The sequence below is a fragment of the Bradyrhizobium sp. 1 genome, assembly GCF_023073315.1.
GTDB lineage: Bacteria > Pseudomonadota > Alphaproteobacteria > Rhizobiales > Xanthobacteraceae > Bradyrhizobium.
In genome coordinates this window covers 283093-300153 of record NZ_JADPJH010000022.1, presented here as the reverse complement: position 1 = coordinate 300153, position 17061 = coordinate 283093, and the positions used below count along the sequence as shown (strand labels likewise).

Below are 17061 nucleotides of genomic sequence, written 5' to 3'. Positions count from 1 at the left end.
GACATGTCCCCGGATTCTGCACCGGCCGCCCAAGAGCCGGACCATCCTGCCGCCCATGCCCCACCGCCCGGCCTACTCGCGCTGTTCCTGGCCTTTGCCCGGATGTCGCTGGCCGGCTTCGGCGGGGTTTTGGTGTTTGCCCGGCACGCCATTGTCGACCAGCACCGCTGGATGACGGCGGAGGAGTTCAACGAGACCTTTGCGCTCTGCCATTTCCTGCCCGGGCCCAACATCGTCAATCTGTCGATGGTGTTCGGATCGCGGCTGCGGGGGATCGCGGGCGGCGTGGCCGCCTTTACCGGGCTGTTGCTACCGCCGACGCTGATCATGACGGTGCTTGCGATCATCTACGCCCGGTTCGGCGACGTGGAGGTGCTGCGTCGTATTCTCGCGGGCATCTCCTGCGCGGCGGTCGGCCTCTTGATCGCAGTGGTCTTCCGGATGATGACGCCCTTGTTCAAGCGGATGGACGTCGTCGTGATCGTCCTGATGCTCGGCGTCTTCGTGGCCATCGGTGTGCTCCGCCTGCCGCTCCAGGCGGTGCTGCTGGTCGCGATCCCCGTCAGCATCGGCGCGACCTATTTGATGCGGCGGAAGGTAGCAGCATGACCAGCGAAAACCCGATCTGGGCGCTGATCTCCACCTTTGGTCTAATGTCGCTGTTCGCGGTTGGCGGCGCCGCGGCGGCGGTGCCGGAGATGCATCGTATCGCGGTCGATGTGCATCACTGGATGACCGAGAAGCAGTTCGCCGACGCCTATGCGATCGCGCAGCTCTCGCCAGGTCCAAACGTGCTTATCGTGACGTTAATCGGCTATGCCGTCGCCGGCATCCCCGGCGCGCTGGCGGCGACGCTGGCGATGTGCCTGCCGACGGCGCTGCTTGCCTATTATGTCAGCCGTCTCCTGAGCCGGCCCAGCCAATCGCGCTGGCCCGCCCTGATTCAGGCTGCACTGGTTCCCCTTTCGATCGGACTGATGGCAGCCAGCGCCCTGATCCTGGCCCAGTCCACCGATCGGACTTTTGTTGCACTGCTTTTGACCGCGGCGGTTGCAGTGGTCGCATCCATCTCGCGCGTCAATCCACTGTGGCTTTTGCTCGCCGGGGGCCTGTTGGGTTTTGCTGGCATTGTGTAATGAAAATCGCTAGGCAGTGAGCCGGGCGGGGGTTCAATTTCCAGCCGATAGAACAACAGTGCGCGTGACTTAATGGAGTCGCGGAGGAGACATGCATGGCCGATACGATGGGCCACTCGGCGACAGCCACCCGAAACACGTCGGTGGCGATCAGCTTCTGTCTGCTGGCCCTGGCGCCGCAGATTTTCGAATTCATCTGGTCGTTCGGGACGATCTTTGGCTGGGGCGCCGGCCGCGGCCCATCCACCGTCGTGATCAGCCATGCAACCGCGCTGCTCGCGGGCGCGCCCGGAGCGTTGCTCGGGGCGGTCGGCGGTGACACCAAGAAGGCGTCATCCGATGTGCTGCTGGCGCTGGTCTATTCCTATCCGCTGTTTGCGGTGGCGATCCTCACGCTCTTCATGACGATCAGGTCGGCACAGGACTATGTCGGCGGGATCGTGCTGATGGCGCTGGCGTTGTTTGCACTGTGGGCTTCCAGCGATTTGCAGGGCATGCGCGGCTTCTCCTTTGGCGCAGGCACGGCGCCGCGGATGTTTGGCGGGCTCCTCGTGGCGCTTGGCGCCGGCATCGCATTGACGGGACTTTTGACCGATGGACCGGCGATGGCGCACTATGCCTGGCGCGGGCCGCTCTTCGTGATGATCTCGATCGTCTTCTTCGCCCTGGCGATTCGTCCGCTTGGGGTTGTGGTTACGGCGTTCGCGAGCTTCCTGATCTCGGCGATGGGCACGCATGAGACGCGCTGGGTCGAAGCGATCATCGTTGGCGCCTGCCTGACGCTCGGCTGCGCGCTGCTCTTCCCCTACGTGCTCGGGCTGCCGATGCCGATGTTCCCGCGCTTCCTGGTTCAGTGAGGGTGTGATGTTCGATCTCTTCCACAATCTGGGCCTCGGTTTCGGTGTCGTGTTTCAGATCTCCTGGTGGTCACCCTGGTGGCTCTACGGGCTGTCGCTCCCGATCTCGATCAATATTCTCATGTGCCTGATCGGTGCACTGGTCGGCACGCTTGTCGGCGTGCTGCCGGGCATCGGCACCGTCGCAACAGTGGCGATGCTGCTGCCGATCACGTTCGGATTGCCGCCGGTCGGCGCGCTGATCATGCTCGCCGGCATCTATTACGGCGCCCAGTATGGCGGCTCGACCACCTCGATCCTGGTCAATATTCCGGGCGAAGCGACATCGGTGGTCACCGCCATCGACGGCCACCAGATGGCCAAGCAGGGCCGCGCCGGCCCGGCGCTGGCGATCGCCGCCATCGGCTCGTTCTTCGCCGGCTGCGTCGCGACCGTGCTCATCGCCGTGCTCGGTGCACCGCTGACCAAGCTCGCGCTGGCGTTTGGCCCGGCCGAATATTTCTCGCTGATGGTGCTCGGCCTGATTTTCGCGGTGGTGCTGGCCAAGGGCTCGGTGCTGAAGGCGATCGCGATGATCGTGTTCGGCCTGTTGCTGTCGATGGTCGGCTCGGACATCGAGACCGGCGCTTCGCGCATGGCATTCAACATTCCGGAGCTCGCCGACGGACTCGGCTTCGCGACGGTGGCGATGGGCGTGTTTGGTTTCGCCGAGATCATCCGCAATCTCGACGCCGGTGCCGAGATGAACCGCGATCTCGTGCAGCAGAAGATCACCGGTCTGATGCCGACCAGGAAAGACCTGATCGACTCGGCGCCTGCGATCCTGCGCGGCACCGTGCTCGGCTCGATCCTCGGCATTCTGCCGGGGGGCGGCGCCGTCATCGCATCCTTTGCGTCCTATACGCTCGAGAAGAAGATCGCCAAGAACCCGTCGCGGTTCGGCCGCGGTGCGATCGAGGGCGTGGCGGCGCCGGAAAGCGCCAACAACGCCGCGGCGCAGACCTCCTTCATCCCGCTGCTGACGCTCGGCATCCCGCCGAATGCGGTGATGGCGCTGATGGTGGGCGCGATGACCATCCACGGCATCGTGCCGGGTCCGCAGGTGATGCAGAAGCAGCCGGAGCTCGTCTGGGGCATGATCGCCTCGATGTGGATCGGCAATCTCATGCTGATCATCATCAACCTGCCGCTGGTCGGAATCTGGGTGCGGCTGCTGCGTGTACCTTACCGGCTGATGTTCCCCTCGATCGTGATCTTCTGCGCGATCGGCATCTACTCGGTGAACAACGCACCGGTCGACGTCATCCTCGCAGGCGTGTTCGGTCTGGTCGGCTACTGGCTGATCAAGCACGATTTCGAGCCGGCGCCGCTGCTGCTCGGCATGGTGCTGGGACCGCTGATGGAAGAGAACCTGCGTCGCGCGCTGCTGATCTCGCGCGGCGACTGGAGCGTGTTCCTGACGCGTCCGTTGTCGGCCGTGCTGCTGGCGATCGCGGCGTTTCTCTTGATCCTCACAGTGCTGCCCGCGCTGCGCGCCAAGCGCGACGAGGTGTTCACCGAGTCGGAGAACTGATCGCGGCGCCCTGCGTCCGCGCGGCGCCCTGCGTCCGCGCGCCGCATTCGGAAGTCCAATCGACTTCTGTGACGCCTTCGTGAAATGAGAATGCCGGCCCTTGTGGCCGGCATTTTTGTTTGTGTCCGGGAGATCGAGATGACCTTCATTCGCGCGCTTGCTGGCGCATGTCTCGCGTCGCTGTGCGGCTTTGTCGCGCCGGCGAAAGCGCAGACCTATCCGACGCGCAGCATCACCATGATCGTGCCGTTCGCGGCCGGCGGACCGACCGACGTGATCTCGCGCATCGTCACTTCGCACATGGCGCAGACGCTAGGCCAGAGCATCATCATCGAGAACGTCGTCGGTGCCGGTGGAACGACCGCGACCACGCGTGCCGCGCGTGCCACCAATGACGGATATACGCTCATCACCGGGCACATGGGCACGCACGCGGCCTCGGTGCCGCTCTATCCGAAGCTCGCCTATCATCCGGAGAAAGACTTCGAGCCGGTCGCGCTGCTCGCGGGCACGCCGATCCTCATTCTCGCGCGCAAGGACTTTCCGCCGAAGGATTTGAAGGAGTTCGTCACTTACGTGAAGGCGAATTCCGAGAAGGTGAATGCGGCGCATGCCGGCATCGGCTCGGTCTCGCACGTCTCCTGCGAGCTGCTGCACTCCATCCTCGACATCAAGCCGGTCGGTGTGCCCTTCAACGGCACGGGACCCGCGATGAACGCGCTGGTGGCGGGGCAGGTCGATTACATCTGCGACCAGATCGTCAACGCCGTGCCGCAGATCAATGCCGGCACCATCAAGGCCTATGCGATCGCAACGCCGGAGCGCAATCCGTCGCTGCCGAACGTGCCGACGACCGCGGAAGCCGGCCTGCCGGGATTCCAGGCCCAGGCCTGGAACGCGATGTTCGCGCCGAAGGGAACTTCGCCCGCGATCATCGCGAGCCTGAACGCCGCCGCCATCAAGGCGCTCGACGACGAGACCGTGAAGAAGCGCCTGCTCGAGCTCGGCAGCGTCATCCCGGTGCCCAAGGACCGGACGCCGGAGGCGCTCGCCGCTCTCGTGAAGAGCGAAATCGCGAAGTGGACCCCCGTGCTCAAGCCGGCGAGTTAACCAGCACTTTCAAGCTGATAGGCGAGGGGCGGAGCGTTGAGTTCCGCCCCTTGTCGTTTGCCTCGGGAGCACTCACCTTTTCCGGGTATAATGGGTGCAGACGGCGAATCGCCGCTGTCGCAGCGCCGGGGCGGCCGTTAAGTTCGCCGCCTCCCCAAAGGCTCTATCGCACATGCACCAGTATCAGGACCTGCTCGAGCGGATTCTTTCAGACGGCGCCGAGAAGACCGACCGGACCGGCACCGGCACGCTCTCGGTGTTCGGCCATCAGATGCGCTTCAATCTGTCCGCCGGCTTCCCGATGCTGACCACCAAGCGGCTGCCGCTGAAGGCGATCGTGCATGAGCTGCTGTGGTTCCTGAAGGGCGACACCAACATCAAGTACCTCAAGGACAACGGCGTCACCATCTGGGACGAGTGGGCCGACGCCAATGGCGATCTTGGCCCGGTCTACGGCCATCAGTGGCGCTCCTGGCCCGCGCCTGACGGACGCAGCATCGACCAGATCGCGAACGTAGTCGACATGATCAAGCGCAATCCGGACTCGCGCCGCCTAATCGTCTCGGCCTGGAATCCGGCCGAAGTGGACAAGATGGCGCTGCCGCCGTGCCACTGCCTGTTCCAGTTCTACGTCGCCAACGGCAAGCTGTCGTGCCAGCTCTATCAGCGCTCGGCCGACGTGTTCCTCGGCGTGCCCTTCAACATCGCCTCCTACGCGCTGCTCACCCTGATGGTCGCGCAGGTCACGGGCCTGAAGCCCGGCGATTTCGTGCATTCGTTCGGCGACACGCATCTCTATTCCAACCATCTCGAGCAGGCGCGGCTTCAGCTGACGCGCGCGCCGCGCGCGCTGCCGGTGATGCGGATCAATCCCGAGGTGAAGGACATCTTCTCCTTCCGCTATGAGGACTTTGAACTCGTCGGCTACGACCCGCATCCGCACATCAAGGCGGCGGTCGCGGTCTGACGCCGATGTCGCTCACCATCCGTCGTGTGCGCCCGGGCGAAGCCGAGCTCGTTCTTGCTTTCATCCGCGAGCTTGCCGAGTACGAGAAGCTATCGCACGAGGTCGAGGCGACCGAGGCTGACATCGCGGACGCGCTGTTCGGCGAGCGGTCGCAGCTCTATTGCGCGATCGCGGAGTGGGACGGCGAGCCGGTCGGCTTCGCGGTGTGGTTTACGAATTTTTCCACCTTCAGCGGCCGCCACGGCATCTATCTCGAAGATTTGTATGTGCGGCCGTCGCATCGGGGCAGGGGCCTCGGCAAGGCGCTGCTGGTCCATCTCGCCAGGGAATGCGTCGACAACGGCTGGTCGCGCCTGCAATGGGCGGTGCTCGACTGGAATGCGCCGTCGATCGCGTTCTACAAATCGCTCGGCGCGGCGATGATGGACGACTGGACGCTGTGCCGCGTCACCGGGCCGGCGCTGACGCGGCTGGCCGGGGGGACGACCTGATGGAGATCGTGCTCATCGTCGCTGTTGCAGAGAACGGCGTGATCGGTCGTGACAACACGATTCCCTGGCGGCTGAAGGCGGACCAGCAGCGCCTCAAGGCGATGACGTTGAACAAGCCTCTCATCATGGGCCGGAAGACGTTCGAGTCGCTGCGGCGGCCGCTGCCCGGTCGCACCAACATCGTCGTCACCCGCGATCTCGCCTACCGCGCGTCGGGTGCCGTGGTCACGACGTCGTTGGAAAACGCCTTCGCCATCGCGCAGGGCGACGCCCTGCGACGCTCGGTCACAGACATCATCATTTTTGGCGGGATCGACATCTACACGCGCGCATTGCCGCGGGTGGATCGGCTCGAGATCACGGAAGTCCATGCCAGCGTCGAAGGCGACACGCACTTCCCCGCGATTGTGTCTGCAGAATGGGATGAGGTCGCGCGTATCCGCCATCCCGCCGGCCCCGACGACAGCGCCGACTACTCCTATGTGACATATCGTCGGCGGCCCCGCCATTAACCGCATTTGCCAATGTTAACATTGACTTTTCTGCCCCCGAGCTTAGCTCGAAAGATGGCTAGGGCTGCGTTGTAAGGGACCTGCCGGTCCCCTATAAAGCCGGACCGGACAATGCGGGCCGGGGTTAATTCTAGTACCGGTCTGCCGAGGAGAGCGTCGAATGCCGTGGAAGAATCAGGGCGGTGGCCCATGGGGCTCGGGTCCGAAGGGACCATGGGGCAACGGCCCGCAACCAGTCGGGCCAAGGCCGCCGGATCTGGAAGACCTTCTGCGGCGTGGCCAGGATCGCCTCCAGCAGATGATGCCGGGCGGCTATTTCTCCGGCATCGGCATCACGCTGATCATCCTGCTGATCATCGCGTTCTGGCTGCTGTCGGGCTTCTTCCGGGTGCAGTCTGAAGAACAGGGCGTCGTGCTGCGTTTCGGCAAGCACGTGCGCACCGTGGATCCTGGCCTGAACTATCATTTGCCCTATCCGATCGAGACGGTGCTGCTGCCGAAGGCGCTGCGCGTCAACACGATCTCCATCGGCATGACGCTGATCGACGATCCGGCGCGGCGCGGCCGCTCCATTCGTGACGTGCCGGAAGAGAGCCTGATGCTGACCGGCGACGAGAACATCGTCGACGTCGATTTCACCGTGCTGTGGCGGATCAAGCCTGATGGCGTCGGCAACTTCCTGTTCAACATCCAGAACCCTGAAGGCACCGTGAAGGCGGTCGCCGAGAGCGCGATGCGCGAGGTGATCGGCCGCTCGCAGATCCAGCCGATCCTGACCGGCGCGCGCAACATGACCGAGCAGGGTGTGCAGGAATTGATGCAGAAGACGCTCGACGGCTACGGCTCCGGTATTCAGATCACCCAGGTGCAGATGCAGAAGGTCGATCCGCCGGGTGACGTGATCGCTGCGTTCCGCGACGTCCAGGCGGCGCGCGCCAATCTCGAGCAGTTGCAGAACGAGGCGCAGACTTACGCCAACCAGGTGGTGCCGCAGGCCCGCGGACGTGCCGCGCAGATCCTGCAGGCCGCCGAAGGCTACAGGGAGCAGACGGTCGCCGAGGCCAAGGGCCAGAGCTCGCGATTCCTGAAGGTTTACGAGGAATACAAGAAGGCGCCCGACGTGACGCGTGAACGAATCTATCTGGAGACGATGGAGCGCGTGCTCGGCGGCTCGGACAAGCTCATTTATGATGGCGGCGCCGCGGGCCAGGGCGTCGTGCCGTATTTGCCGCTCGGCGAATTGACGACCAAGCGGCCGCCTACCACCGGTCAGCAATCGAGCGGAGCCACAAGATGAGGTCTCCGGTCACAGGTATCGTCACGCTGCTCGCCCTCCTGCTCGTCGTGATCGTCGGCTACATGTCGCTGTTCACGGTGCAGCAGACCGAGCAGACCATCGTGCTGCAGTTCGGCAAGCCCGTCGACGTCGTCACCGATCCCGGCCTGCACTTCAAGGCGCCGTGGAATTCGGTGATCAACATCGACAAGCGGATCCTCGATCTGGAGAACCCGTCGCAGGAAGCAATCGCGTCCGATCAGAAGCGGCTCGTGGTCGACGCCTTCGCGCGTTACCGCATCAAGGACGCGCTGCGCTTCTATCAGAGCGTCGGCTCGATCCAGGCCGCCAACATCCAGCTCACCACGCTCCTGAACGCGGCGCTGCGCCGCGTGCTCGGCGAGGTCACCTTCATCAACGTGGTGCGGGACGACCGCGAGAAGCTGATGCAGCGCATCCGCGACCAGCTCGATCGTGAGGCCGACGGCTATGGCATCCAGGTCGTCGACGTCCGTATCAGGCGTGCCGATTTGCCGGAGCAGAACAGCCAGGCAGTCTATCTGCGCATGAAGACCGAGCGTGAGCGCGAAGCCGCCGAGTTCCGCGCGCAGGGCGGTCAGAAGGCACAGGAGATCAAGTCGAAGGCCGACCGTGAGGCGACCGTGATCGAGGCGGAAGCCAGGTCACAGGCCGAGCAGACGCGCGGCGTGGGCGATGCCGAGCGCAACCGTCTGTTTGCGGAAGCTTACGGCAGGGACGCCGATTTCTTCGCCTTCTACCGCTCGATGTCGGCCTATGAGAACGGGCTCAAGTCGAGCGACACCCGCTTCCTGCTGCGGCCGGACTCGGATTTCTTCCGGTTCTTTGGTAACCCGTCCGGCAAGACGGCGACCGAGACGCCGGCGAAACCGTAAGCTAGACAGGGGCGGCAGTTCTGCCGCCCTTTGTCCAGACAAGAACAGCACAACGGGAGGTTCCAATCCGATGAGGTCCATTGCGTTCGCCGACTTCCTCATCGGCTTGGGCATTCTGTTCGTGCTGGAAGGCTTGATGTTCGCGGCAAGTCCGAACTGGATGCGCAAGGCCATGAAGAGCGCCATCGCCACGCCGGACAATGTTCTGCGGGTGGTCGGGATCGGTTCGGCGGTAGCCGGCCTGATCCTGATCTGGGTGATACGTCGACCGATTTAAGCGTCGCGCCAACGCCAAAGTGAAGGCGAGAGGCCGGTTTTTGGCCATATTATCCGGGTCTTGAGGCCCGTTAAGGTCCGCGCTTGCGCGGTCCCCCCGTTCGAGCGCAGTCTGGCGCCGAATCTTTTTTCTGGAGATACCAATGACCGCAGCCATCATTGCCCCGTCCCGCTTGCGCTTAGGGCTGGCCGTGCTCGCTGTCGGTGCTTTCAGCGCGTTCGGCACGCCGGCTCAGGCGCGCGGACCGGAGGGCATCGCCGATGTCGCCGAGAAGGTGATCGACGCGGTGGTCAACATCTCGACCTCGCAGACCGTCGAAGCCAAGGGCGGCGGCAGCAACAGCATGCCGCAATTGCCGCCCGGCTCGCCCTTCGAGGAGTTCTTCGATGACTTCTTCAAGAACCGCAAGGGGCCCGGCGGCGGCAGCAAGGGCGGCGACAACGGTCCGCCAAAAAAGACCAATTCGCTTGGCTCCGGCTTCATCATCGACACATCAGGCGTCGTCGTCACCAACAACCACGTCATTGCGGACGCCGACGAGATCAACGTCATCCTCAACGACGGCACCAAGATCAAGGCCGAACTGGTCGGCGTCGACAAGAAGACCGACCTTGCCGTGTTGAAGTTCAAGTCGCCGAAGCCGCTGGTCTCGGTGAAGTTCGGCGATTCCGACAAGCTCCGGCTTGGCGACTGGGTGGTCGCGATCGGCAACCCCTTCAGCCTCGGTGGCACGGTGACCGCAGGTATCGTCTCGGCCAAGAACCGCGACATCTCCTCGGGCCCCTATGACAGCTACATCCAGACCGACGCTGCCATCAATCGCGGCAATTCCGGCGGCCCGCTGTTCAACCTCGATGGCGATGTCATCGGCGTCAACACCCTGATCATCTCGCCCTCCGGCGGCTCGATCGGCATCGGCTTCGCTGTGCCGTCGAAGACCGTCGCGGGTGTCGTCGACCAGCTCCGCCAGTTCGGCGAATTGCGTCGCGGCTGGCTCGGCGTGCGCATCCAGAGCGTCACCGACGAGATCGCCGAGAGCCTCAACATCAAGCCGCCGCGCGGCGCGCTGGTCGCCGGCATCGACGATAAGGGCCCGGCCAAGCCCGCCGGCATCGAGCCCGGCGACGTCGTCGTCAAGTTCGACGGCAAGGACGTCAAGGACCCCAAGGATCTCTCCCGCGTCGTCGCCGACACCGCGGTCGGCAAGGAGGTCGACGTCGTCATCATCCGCAAGGGCGAGGAGCAGACCAAGAAGGTCACGCTCGGCCGTTTGCAGGATCCGGACAAGGTGCAGGCCGCGGTGAAGTCCGACGAGCCGGCGCCCGAGAAGCCGGTGACGCAGAAGGCGCTCGGCCTCGATCTTGCCGCGCTGAACAAGGATCTGCGCACGCGCTACAAGATCAAGGAGAGCGTCAAGGGCGTGGTCGTCACCAATGTCGACGCCAATTCGGATGCTGCCGAGAAGCGCCTTTCTGCCGGCGACGTCATCGTCGAGGTCGCGCAGGAAGCCGTCTCGAGCGGTGCGGACATCCAGAAGCGGGTCGACCAGCTCAAGAAGGACGGCAAGAAGTCCGTGCTGCTGCTGGTCTCGAACGCCGACGGCGAGCTGCGGTTTGTCGCGCTGAGCGTGCAGTAAGAACTCAGCTGCTCCAACCTCACTGTCATGCCCCGGCTTGACCGGGGCATCCAGTACGCCGCGGCTTCACCGTACTCTAGCGCTGTCTCTGGAATACTGGATCACCCGCTTTCGCGGGTGATGACGGCGGAGAGGAGGCTACGCCTCCACAAACTCGTCGCGCCGATACCCCTGCGCATACAGCAGCGCGGTGAGATCGCCATGATCGATCCGTGCCGCCGCAGCCGCGGCCACGGCGGGCTTCGCGTGATAGGCGACGCCGAGCCCTGCCGCCTGGATCATCGCGAGGTCGTTGGCGCCATCGCCGACTGCCAGTGAGTCGATGTCGTCGAGATCGAAGGACTCCATGAGATCCACCAGCGTCGCGAGCTTGGCGGCGCGGCCCAAAATCGGCTCCTTGACCTCGCCGGTGAACTTGCCGTCGCGCACGACGAGCTCGTTGGCGCGATTCTCCTGGAAGCCGATTTTTGCGGCGACCGCGCTCGTGAACAGCGTAAAACCGCCGGAGACGAGGCAGGTATAGGCGCCGTGCGCGCGCATGGTCGCGACCAGCGCGCGGCCGCCCGGGGTCAGCGTGATGCGCTTGGCCAGGACCTCGTCGACCACGCCGGCGGGAAGGTCCTTCAGCAGCGCCACGCGCTCGCGCAGCGCCGGCTCGAACTCGATCTCGCCGCGCATCGCACGTTCGGTGATGCCGGCGACATGGGCCTTCATCCCGACGAGATCGGCGAGCTCGTCGATACATTCCTGGCCGATCATGGTGGAATCCATGTCGGCGAGAAAAAGCTTCTTGCGCCGGACGCCTGTTGGCTGCACGACGATGTCGATGGGCAGGTCGCCGCGAAGCTCGCGCAACCGCTGTTCGATGGCGTGACGGTCGCCTTCGAGGTTATCCTGCCCGCCGAAGGGGATGTCGACGGCAACCCCATCGAATAGCCAGTGCGCAGGAGCTGCCTGAGGCAGCACGGCGCGGGCGCCGTCGACGATGGTGCTATCGAGCGCGGGATTGTCGGGGTTGCAGATCAGCGTGGCGACGAGGGACATTTGAGGTTTTCGTGAGCGAGGGGCAAGTCAGCAGAAGCCATGTTGGCAAGGCCGTGCTTATCGCAGGCCCGACCGCCAGCGGCAAGTCGGCGCTGGCGCTCGAGCTGGCCCTCAGCACGGGCGGCACCGTGATCAATGCCGATTCCATGCAGGTCTACCGCGACCTGCGCATCATCACTGCACGTCCCACACATGGCGATGAGGCGAGCGTTCCGCATCGCCTTTACGGCCATGTCGATGCGGCCGTGAACTTCTCGGCCGGCGCCTGGGTGAGCGACGCGGCAAAGGCTCTCGAAGAAGCCCATGCCGAAGGCCGGCTTCCGATCTTCATCGGCGGCACCGGGCTGTATTTCAAGGCGCTGACGGCGGGTCTCTCCGTGGTGCCGCCGATCCCCGCCGAATTCCGCGAGGATGTGCGCGCGCGGCTGGAGCGGAACGGCGTCGAGGCGTTGCATGCGGAACTCGCGCGGCGCGATTCCCGCGCGGCCGAGCGATTGAACCTGCGCGACCGCACCCGGATCGCGCGCGCGCTCGAAGTGGTCGAGGCGACCGGGCGCTCTCTGCTCGACTGGCATCGCGAGGGCCAACCACCTTTGCTGCCAAAGGACAGTTTTCGCGCGGTGTACCTCGCCCCCGAGCGCGACGAGCTCTATGCCCGTATCGACGCCCGCTTCGACGCCATGCTCGGCTCCGGCGCCTTGAGGGAGGTCGAGCGTCTTGCTGCGAGACACCTCGATCCGCTCTTGCCGGCGATGAAGGCCCATGGTGTGCCGGCCCTGATCCGGCATTTGCGCGGTGAGCTCAGCCTGGACGAGGCGGCCACGATCGGGCGGGCGGATACCCGCCACTACGCCAAACGGCAATTCACCTGGTTCCGGCACCAATTGCCGGAGTTCGAATGGGTGAAGCCGGAGGAGGCGAGGGGATGGCTCGCTGCGATCGTGAACGCGGCGCGCGACCCCGGCTGACGCGCTTTTGTGCCGACGCTCCCCATTTACCTCTCGCCGAACCCCGGGAACACCGCTACACTTCCGAAATCGCGCGGGAACGACCGCTTTGCCTTGACATCGGGGCTTTGGTCGTTATGTTTCGCGCAACCTTTGGGAAGCTGAGCGACCGCCATGCGCAACATTATTACCAAACTCCTTATCGCCGTCGTACCCAGGCACACCGCCGGGGGTGGCTAGCTGCCATCCACATGACAGGCGGTGTGCAGGGTCCCTCTTCGGGGCCTTTTTTATTTCCCGAACCCGACACGAACGAAGCCGCTGGCAACAGCGCATCCGGAGCAAGCCAATGAGTGACAAGAGCCACGATCCGAACCAGATGACCGGCGCCGCGATGATCGTCCGCGCGCTCATCGATCATGGCGTGACCGACATTTTCGGCTATCCCGGCGGCGCCGTGCTTCCGATCTATGACGAGATCTTCCAGCAGAGCGAGGTCCAGCACATCCTGGTCCGCCACGAGCAGGGTGCGGGCCACGCCGCCGAGGGTTATGCGCGCTCGACCGGCAAGCCGGGCGTTGCGCTGGTGACCTCCGGCCCCGGCGCCACGAACATGGTGACGCCGCTGACCGACGCGCTGATGGATTCGATCCCGCTGGTGTGTATTTCCGGCCAGGTGCCGACGCATCTGATCGGCAACGATGCGTTCCAGGAATGCGATACCGTCGGCATCACGCGTCCCTGCACCAAGCACAATTGGCTGGTGCGCGACGTCAACGATCTCGCAAAGGTCCTGCACGAGGCGTTCTACGTTGCGACCACGGGCCGTCCGGGCCCGGTGCTGGTCGACGTTCCCAAGGACGTGCAGTTCGCGACCGGCACCTATCATCCGCCGCGCAAATCCGACGTGCACCGCTCCTACGCGCCACGCGTGAAAGGCGATGCGACGCAGATCCGCAAGGCCGTGTCGCTGCTGGCGAACGCAAAACGTCCCGTGATCTACAGCGGCGGCGGCGTCATCAATTCCGGCCCCGAGGCCACCAAGCTCTTGCGCGAGCTGGTCGAAGTCACCGGTTTTCCGATCACCTCGACGCTGATGGGGCTCGGTGCGTACCCTGCGTCGGGCAAGAGCTGGCTCGGCATGCTCGGCATGCACGGCACCTACGAAGCCAACATGACCATGCATGATTGCGACGTCATGCTGTGCGTCGGCGCGCGCTTCGACGACCGTATCACCGGCCGTGTCGATGCGTTCTCGCCGAATTCGAAGAAGATCCACATCGACATCGATCCGTCCTCGATCAACAAGAACATCCGCGTCGACGTGCCGATCATCGGCGATTGCGGCAACATCCTGGGTGACATCCTCCAGGTGTTCAAGGCGGAAGCGAAGAAGCCCGACGTCAAGGCGTGGTGGCAGCAGATCACGCAATGGCGCGCCCGCAACTCGCTCTATTACAGGAAGAGCAACGACGTGATCCTGCCGCAGCACGCGATCCAGAGCCTGTTCGAGGCGACGCGCGGCAAGGATACCTACATCACGACCGAGGTCGGCCAGCACCAGATGTGGGCCGCGCAGTTCTTCGGCTTCGAGGAGCCGCACCGCTGGATGACGTCGGGCGGTCTCGGCACCATGGGCTACGGCCTGCCGGCCGCGGTCGGCGTGCAGGTGGCTCATCCGGACAGCCTCGTCATCGACATCGCGGGCGACGCCTCGGTGCAGATGACGATGCAGGAGATGTCGACGGCGGTTCAGTACGAGCTGCCGATCAAGATCTTCATCCTGAACAACCAGTACATGGGCATGGTGCGGCAATGGCAGCAGCTGCTCCACGGCAACCGGCTGTCGCACTCCTATTCGGAGGCGCTGCCGGATTTCGTCAAGCTCGCGGAAGCCTATGGCGGCGTCGGCTTCCAGGTGCACAAGCCCGGTGATCTCGACGGCGCCATCCAGGAGATGATCTCGGTCAAGCGCCCGGTGCTGTTCGACTGCCGCGTCGCGGCGCTCGAAAACTGCTTCCCGATGATCCCGTCCGGCAAGGCGCACAACGAGATGCTGTTGCCCGAGCAGGCCAACGATGAAGCCACCGCAAAGGCGTTTGCCGGCGGCAAGGCGCTGGTGTGAGCGCAAGATGCTTTCGAAGGGGACGATCATGAACCAGCCTGCATCCGCCTACTTCATCGAGGAGCGTCACGATCCGAACGAGACGCACACGCTCTCGGTGCTCGTGCAGAACGAACCCGGCGTGCTTGCGCGCGTCATCGGCCTGTTCTCGGGCCGCGGCTACAACATCGAGAGCCTCACGGTCTCGGAGACCGAGAGCCAGAAGCATCTCTCGCGCATCACCATCGTCACCACGGGCACGCCGATGGTGATCGAGCAGATCAAGCACCAGCTCGACCGCATGATCCCGGTCTACCGCGTCGTCGACATGACGCTGACCAAGCGTGCGATCGAGCGGGAGCTCGCGATGGTGAAGGTGCGCGGGCAGGGCGAACACCGTGTCGAGGCGCTGCGGCTGGCGGATGCGTTCCGCGCCCGCGTGATCGACGCCACCACCGAGAGCTTCGTGTTCGAGATCACAGGCAATACCGACAAGATCAACCAGTTTATCGACCTGATGCGTCCGCTCGGCCTTGTCGAGGTGTCGCGCACCGGCGTTGCCGCGATTGGTCGCGGGCCCGAAGGGATGTAAACCATGCTGGCGCGCGACTGGTACTATAACGAGCGGAACCGGATGGGCATCGGGCCCACGGTGGCCTCGATCTATGACGCCCACGACGATGCCGATCTGCGGGCGCGCGCCGCGCTGAAGATGCTTGGAGTCCAGCGCGGCTGGCGGATTGCCGATATCGGCTGCGGCAACGGTGTGCTGGCGACCGAAGCGTCGCTGATGGGCGCGCAGGTCGATGCCATCGACATCTCGCCGGCGATGCTGGCGCTCGCCGAAATCTACGCGCGGGATCGCAAGGCAAAGGTCGCGACGCAGTCGGCCGGCTTGCTCAGCTTCGCTTATCAGCCGGAATCCTACGACCTCATCGTCAGCGAGTTCACGCTGCATCATTTGCCGGATTTCTGGAAGGCCGTGGCGATGTCGCGGATTTTTCGCGCGCTGAAGCCGGGTGCGAGCTTCTATCTGCGCGACATTGTCTACGCCTCGATGCCCGACGCAATCGAGCGCGACGTCGAGCAATGGGCCGATTGCCAGATCAAGAACCACGATTTTTCGCGCGACAGTGTCGTCACGCACATGCGCGACGAATATTCCACCTTCGGCTGGGTGATGGAGCGGATGCTGACCGATGTCGGATTCACGCTGGTCTCGGCCGATTATCACGCGCCGATGCACGGCACGTATCTGCTGCGGAAACCGAAAGCCGGCGAGCAAGGCTAGACCGGAACAACAACAGGGCTGCACGACAGGGCAGAACCGGGAACGATAATGAAGCCGGCCGATATCCTCATCGCCCTCATGGTGGCGATCATCTGGGGGCTTGCCTTCGTGGCGAGCCGGATCGCGCTCGACGAGTTTTCGCCGGAGCTGATGACGGCGATGCGCTTCAGCATTGCCGCGGTGCCGTGCCTGTTCATTCCCAAGCCGAAGGTCGCATGGTCGCTGCTGATCGCGATCAGTTTTACGCTGTTCCTCGGCCAGTTCCTCAGCCAGGCCTATGGCATCGCCCATGGCGTGCCGGTGGGGCTGACCAGTGTCGTCGTGCAGAGCCAGGCGCTGTTCACGATCGGCTTTGCCGCGATCGCGTTCGGCGAGCGCCCGACGCCGGTGCAGACGCTCGGCGTCGTCATCGCAGCGGTCGGGCTACTGATGATCTGCGGCACCGTCGGTTACGATTTCAGCGTCGGTGCTTTCGCGGTGCTGATGATCGCACCACTCAGTTTTGCCGTCGGCAACATCTTGCTGCGTGGCGCGCGTGGCGTGCCGATGTTCGATCTGTTCGCCTGGCTCTGTCTTGCGACCGCAGTGCCGCTGTTCGTACTCACGCTGGTCGTCAACGGCCCGGCGCCAACCTTCCAGTCGCTGGTCCACATGTCGTTGACCGGCCTGATCTGCCTGCTGATGATCGGCGCCATCTCAACCAGCATCGCCTATTGGCTGTGGGGCCGATTGCTGCGTGATTACCCCGCCGCGCAAGTGGTGCCGTTCGCGCTGCTGGTGCCGTTCGTCGGCTCGGCCGCCTCCAGCATCGTGTTTGGGGAACGGTTCGGCCCGCTGCGTCTCGCCGGCATGCTGACCGTCGTCGGCGGCATTGCCGTGATGGTGCTGGTCAAGCGGCCGCAGCCGCTGCCGAAGACCGCGTGAGG

The 17061-nt window shown here is 64.3% G+C and carries 18 protein-coding genes; 17 read left to right on the top strand and 1 reads right to left on the bottom strand.

Going from position 1 to position 17061, the window contains the following annotated elements:
• The first annotated feature begins 3 nt into the window (after window positions 1-3).
• From IVB29_RS18110 to IVB29_RS18055, 12 genes are all read left to right on the top strand, one after another.
• Window positions 4-609 carry a chromate transporter gene (locus IVB29_RS18110; RefSeq protein ID WP_247504735.1) on the top strand — a complete coding sequence of 202 codons (606 nt, stop codon included), beginning with the start codon at window positions 4-6 and terminating at the stop codon, window positions 607-609.
• Window positions 606-1136 (top strand): chromate transporter, encoded by a 531-nt coding sequence (locus IVB29_RS18105; RefSeq protein WP_247504734.1) that lies wholly within the window; start codon window positions 606-608, stop codon window positions 1134-1136. The genes IVB29_RS18110 and IVB29_RS18105 overlap by 4 nt, the downstream gene beginning before the upstream one ends.
• Window positions 1137-1231: 95 nt before the next feature.
• Window positions 1232-1993, top strand: coding sequence for a tripartite tricarboxylate transporter TctB family protein (locus tag IVB29_RS18100; protein WP_247504733.1), 762 nt, complete (start codon window positions 1232-1234; stop codon window positions 1991-1993).
• A 7-nt stretch (window positions 1994-2000) separates the two neighbouring features.
• Complete coding sequence (locus tag IVB29_RS18095) at window positions 2001-3566, top strand: tripartite tricarboxylate transporter permease (protein WP_247504732.1); 1566 nt, start codon at window positions 2001-2003, stop codon at window positions 3564-3566.
• A 138-nt stretch (window positions 3567-3704) separates the two neighbouring features.
• A complete protein-coding gene (locus tag IVB29_RS18090; RefSeq protein ID WP_247504731.1) occupies window positions 3705-4676 on the top strand; it encodes a tripartite tricarboxylate transporter substrate binding protein BugD in 972 nt (323 codons plus the stop codon).
• Between the two features lie 172 nt (window positions 4677-4848).
• Window positions 4849-5643: a thymidylate synthase gene (locus IVB29_RS18085; RefSeq protein ID WP_247504730.1), complete on the top strand. Its 795-nt coding sequence runs from the start codon at window positions 4849-4851 to the stop codon at window positions 5641-5643.
• A gap of 5 nt (window positions 5644-5648) precedes the next feature.
• On the top strand, window positions 5649-6134 hold the full coding sequence (locus tag IVB29_RS18080) for a GNAT family N-acetyltransferase (RefSeq protein WP_247504729.1): 486 nt from the start codon (window positions 5649-5651) through the stop codon (window positions 6132-6134).
• A complete protein-coding gene (locus IVB29_RS18075; protein WP_247504728.1) occupies window positions 6134-6646 on the top strand; it encodes a dihydrofolate reductase in 513 nt (170 codons plus the stop codon). The genes IVB29_RS18080 and IVB29_RS18075 overlap by 1 nt, the downstream gene beginning before the upstream one ends.
• Window positions 6647-6806: 160 nt before the next feature.
• Complete coding sequence (gene hflK, locus IVB29_RS18070; RefSeq protein WP_247504727.1) at window positions 6807-7943, top strand: FtsH protease activity modulator HflK; 1137 nt, start codon at window positions 6807-6809, stop codon at window positions 7941-7943.
• Complete coding sequence (locus IVB29_RS18065; RefSeq protein WP_247504726.1) at window positions 7940-8836, top strand: protease modulator HflC; 897 nt, start codon at window positions 7940-7942, stop codon at window positions 8834-8836. The genes hflK and IVB29_RS18065 overlap by 4 nt, the downstream gene beginning before the upstream one ends.
• Window positions 8837-8906: 70 nt before the next feature.
• Complete coding sequence (locus IVB29_RS18060) at window positions 8907-9113, top strand: DUF2065 domain-containing protein (RefSeq protein WP_247504725.1); 207 nt, start codon at window positions 8907-8909, stop codon at window positions 9111-9113.
• Window positions 9114-9255: 142 nt separating this feature from the next.
• Window positions 9256-10749 carry a Do family serine endopeptidase gene (locus IVB29_RS18055; RefSeq protein WP_247504724.1) on the top strand — a complete coding sequence of 498 codons (1494 nt, stop codon included), beginning with the start codon at window positions 9256-9258 and terminating at the stop codon, window positions 10747-10749.
• Window positions 10750-10887: 138 nt separating this feature from the next.
• On the opposite strand, the gene serB is transcribed toward IVB29_RS18055, so the two are convergent.
• Window positions 10888-11793 (bottom strand): phosphoserine phosphatase SerB, encoded by a 906-nt coding sequence (gene serB, locus IVB29_RS18050; RefSeq protein WP_247504723.1) that lies wholly within the window; start codon window positions 11791-11793, stop codon window positions 10888-10890.
• A gap of 11 nt (window positions 11794-11804) precedes the next feature.
• Between serB and miaA the strand changes: the two genes are divergently transcribed.
• From miaA to IVB29_RS18025, 5 genes are all read left to right on the top strand, one after another.
• A complete protein-coding gene (gene miaA / locus IVB29_RS18045; RefSeq protein WP_247504722.1) occupies window positions 11805-12761 on the top strand; it encodes a tRNA (adenosine(37)-N6)-dimethylallyltransferase MiaA in 957 nt (318 codons plus the stop codon).
• Between the two features lie 328 nt (window positions 12762-13089).
• Window positions 13090-14865, top strand: a complete 1776-nt coding sequence (locus tag IVB29_RS18040; protein WP_247504721.1) for an acetolactate synthase 3 large subunit — start codon at window positions 13090-13092, stop codon at window positions 14863-14865.
• Between the two features lie 28 nt (window positions 14866-14893).
• Window positions 14894-15436 (top strand): acetolactate synthase small subunit, encoded by a 543-nt coding sequence (gene ilvN, locus IVB29_RS18035; RefSeq protein ID WP_092022089.1) that lies wholly within the window; start codon window positions 14894-14896, stop codon window positions 15434-15436.
• A gap of 3 nt (window positions 15437-15439) precedes the next feature.
• Entirely contained in the window at window positions 15440-16135 is a 696-nt protein-coding gene (locus tag IVB29_RS18030) for a class I SAM-dependent methyltransferase (protein ID WP_247504720.1), read from the top strand.
• Window positions 16136-16183: 48 nt separating this feature from the next.
• Window positions 16184-17059 (top strand): EamA family transporter, encoded by an 876-nt coding sequence (locus IVB29_RS18025; protein ID WP_247504719.1) that lies wholly within the window; start codon window positions 16184-16186, stop codon window positions 17057-17059.
• The last annotated feature ends 2 nt before the right edge of the window (window positions 17060-17061 follow it).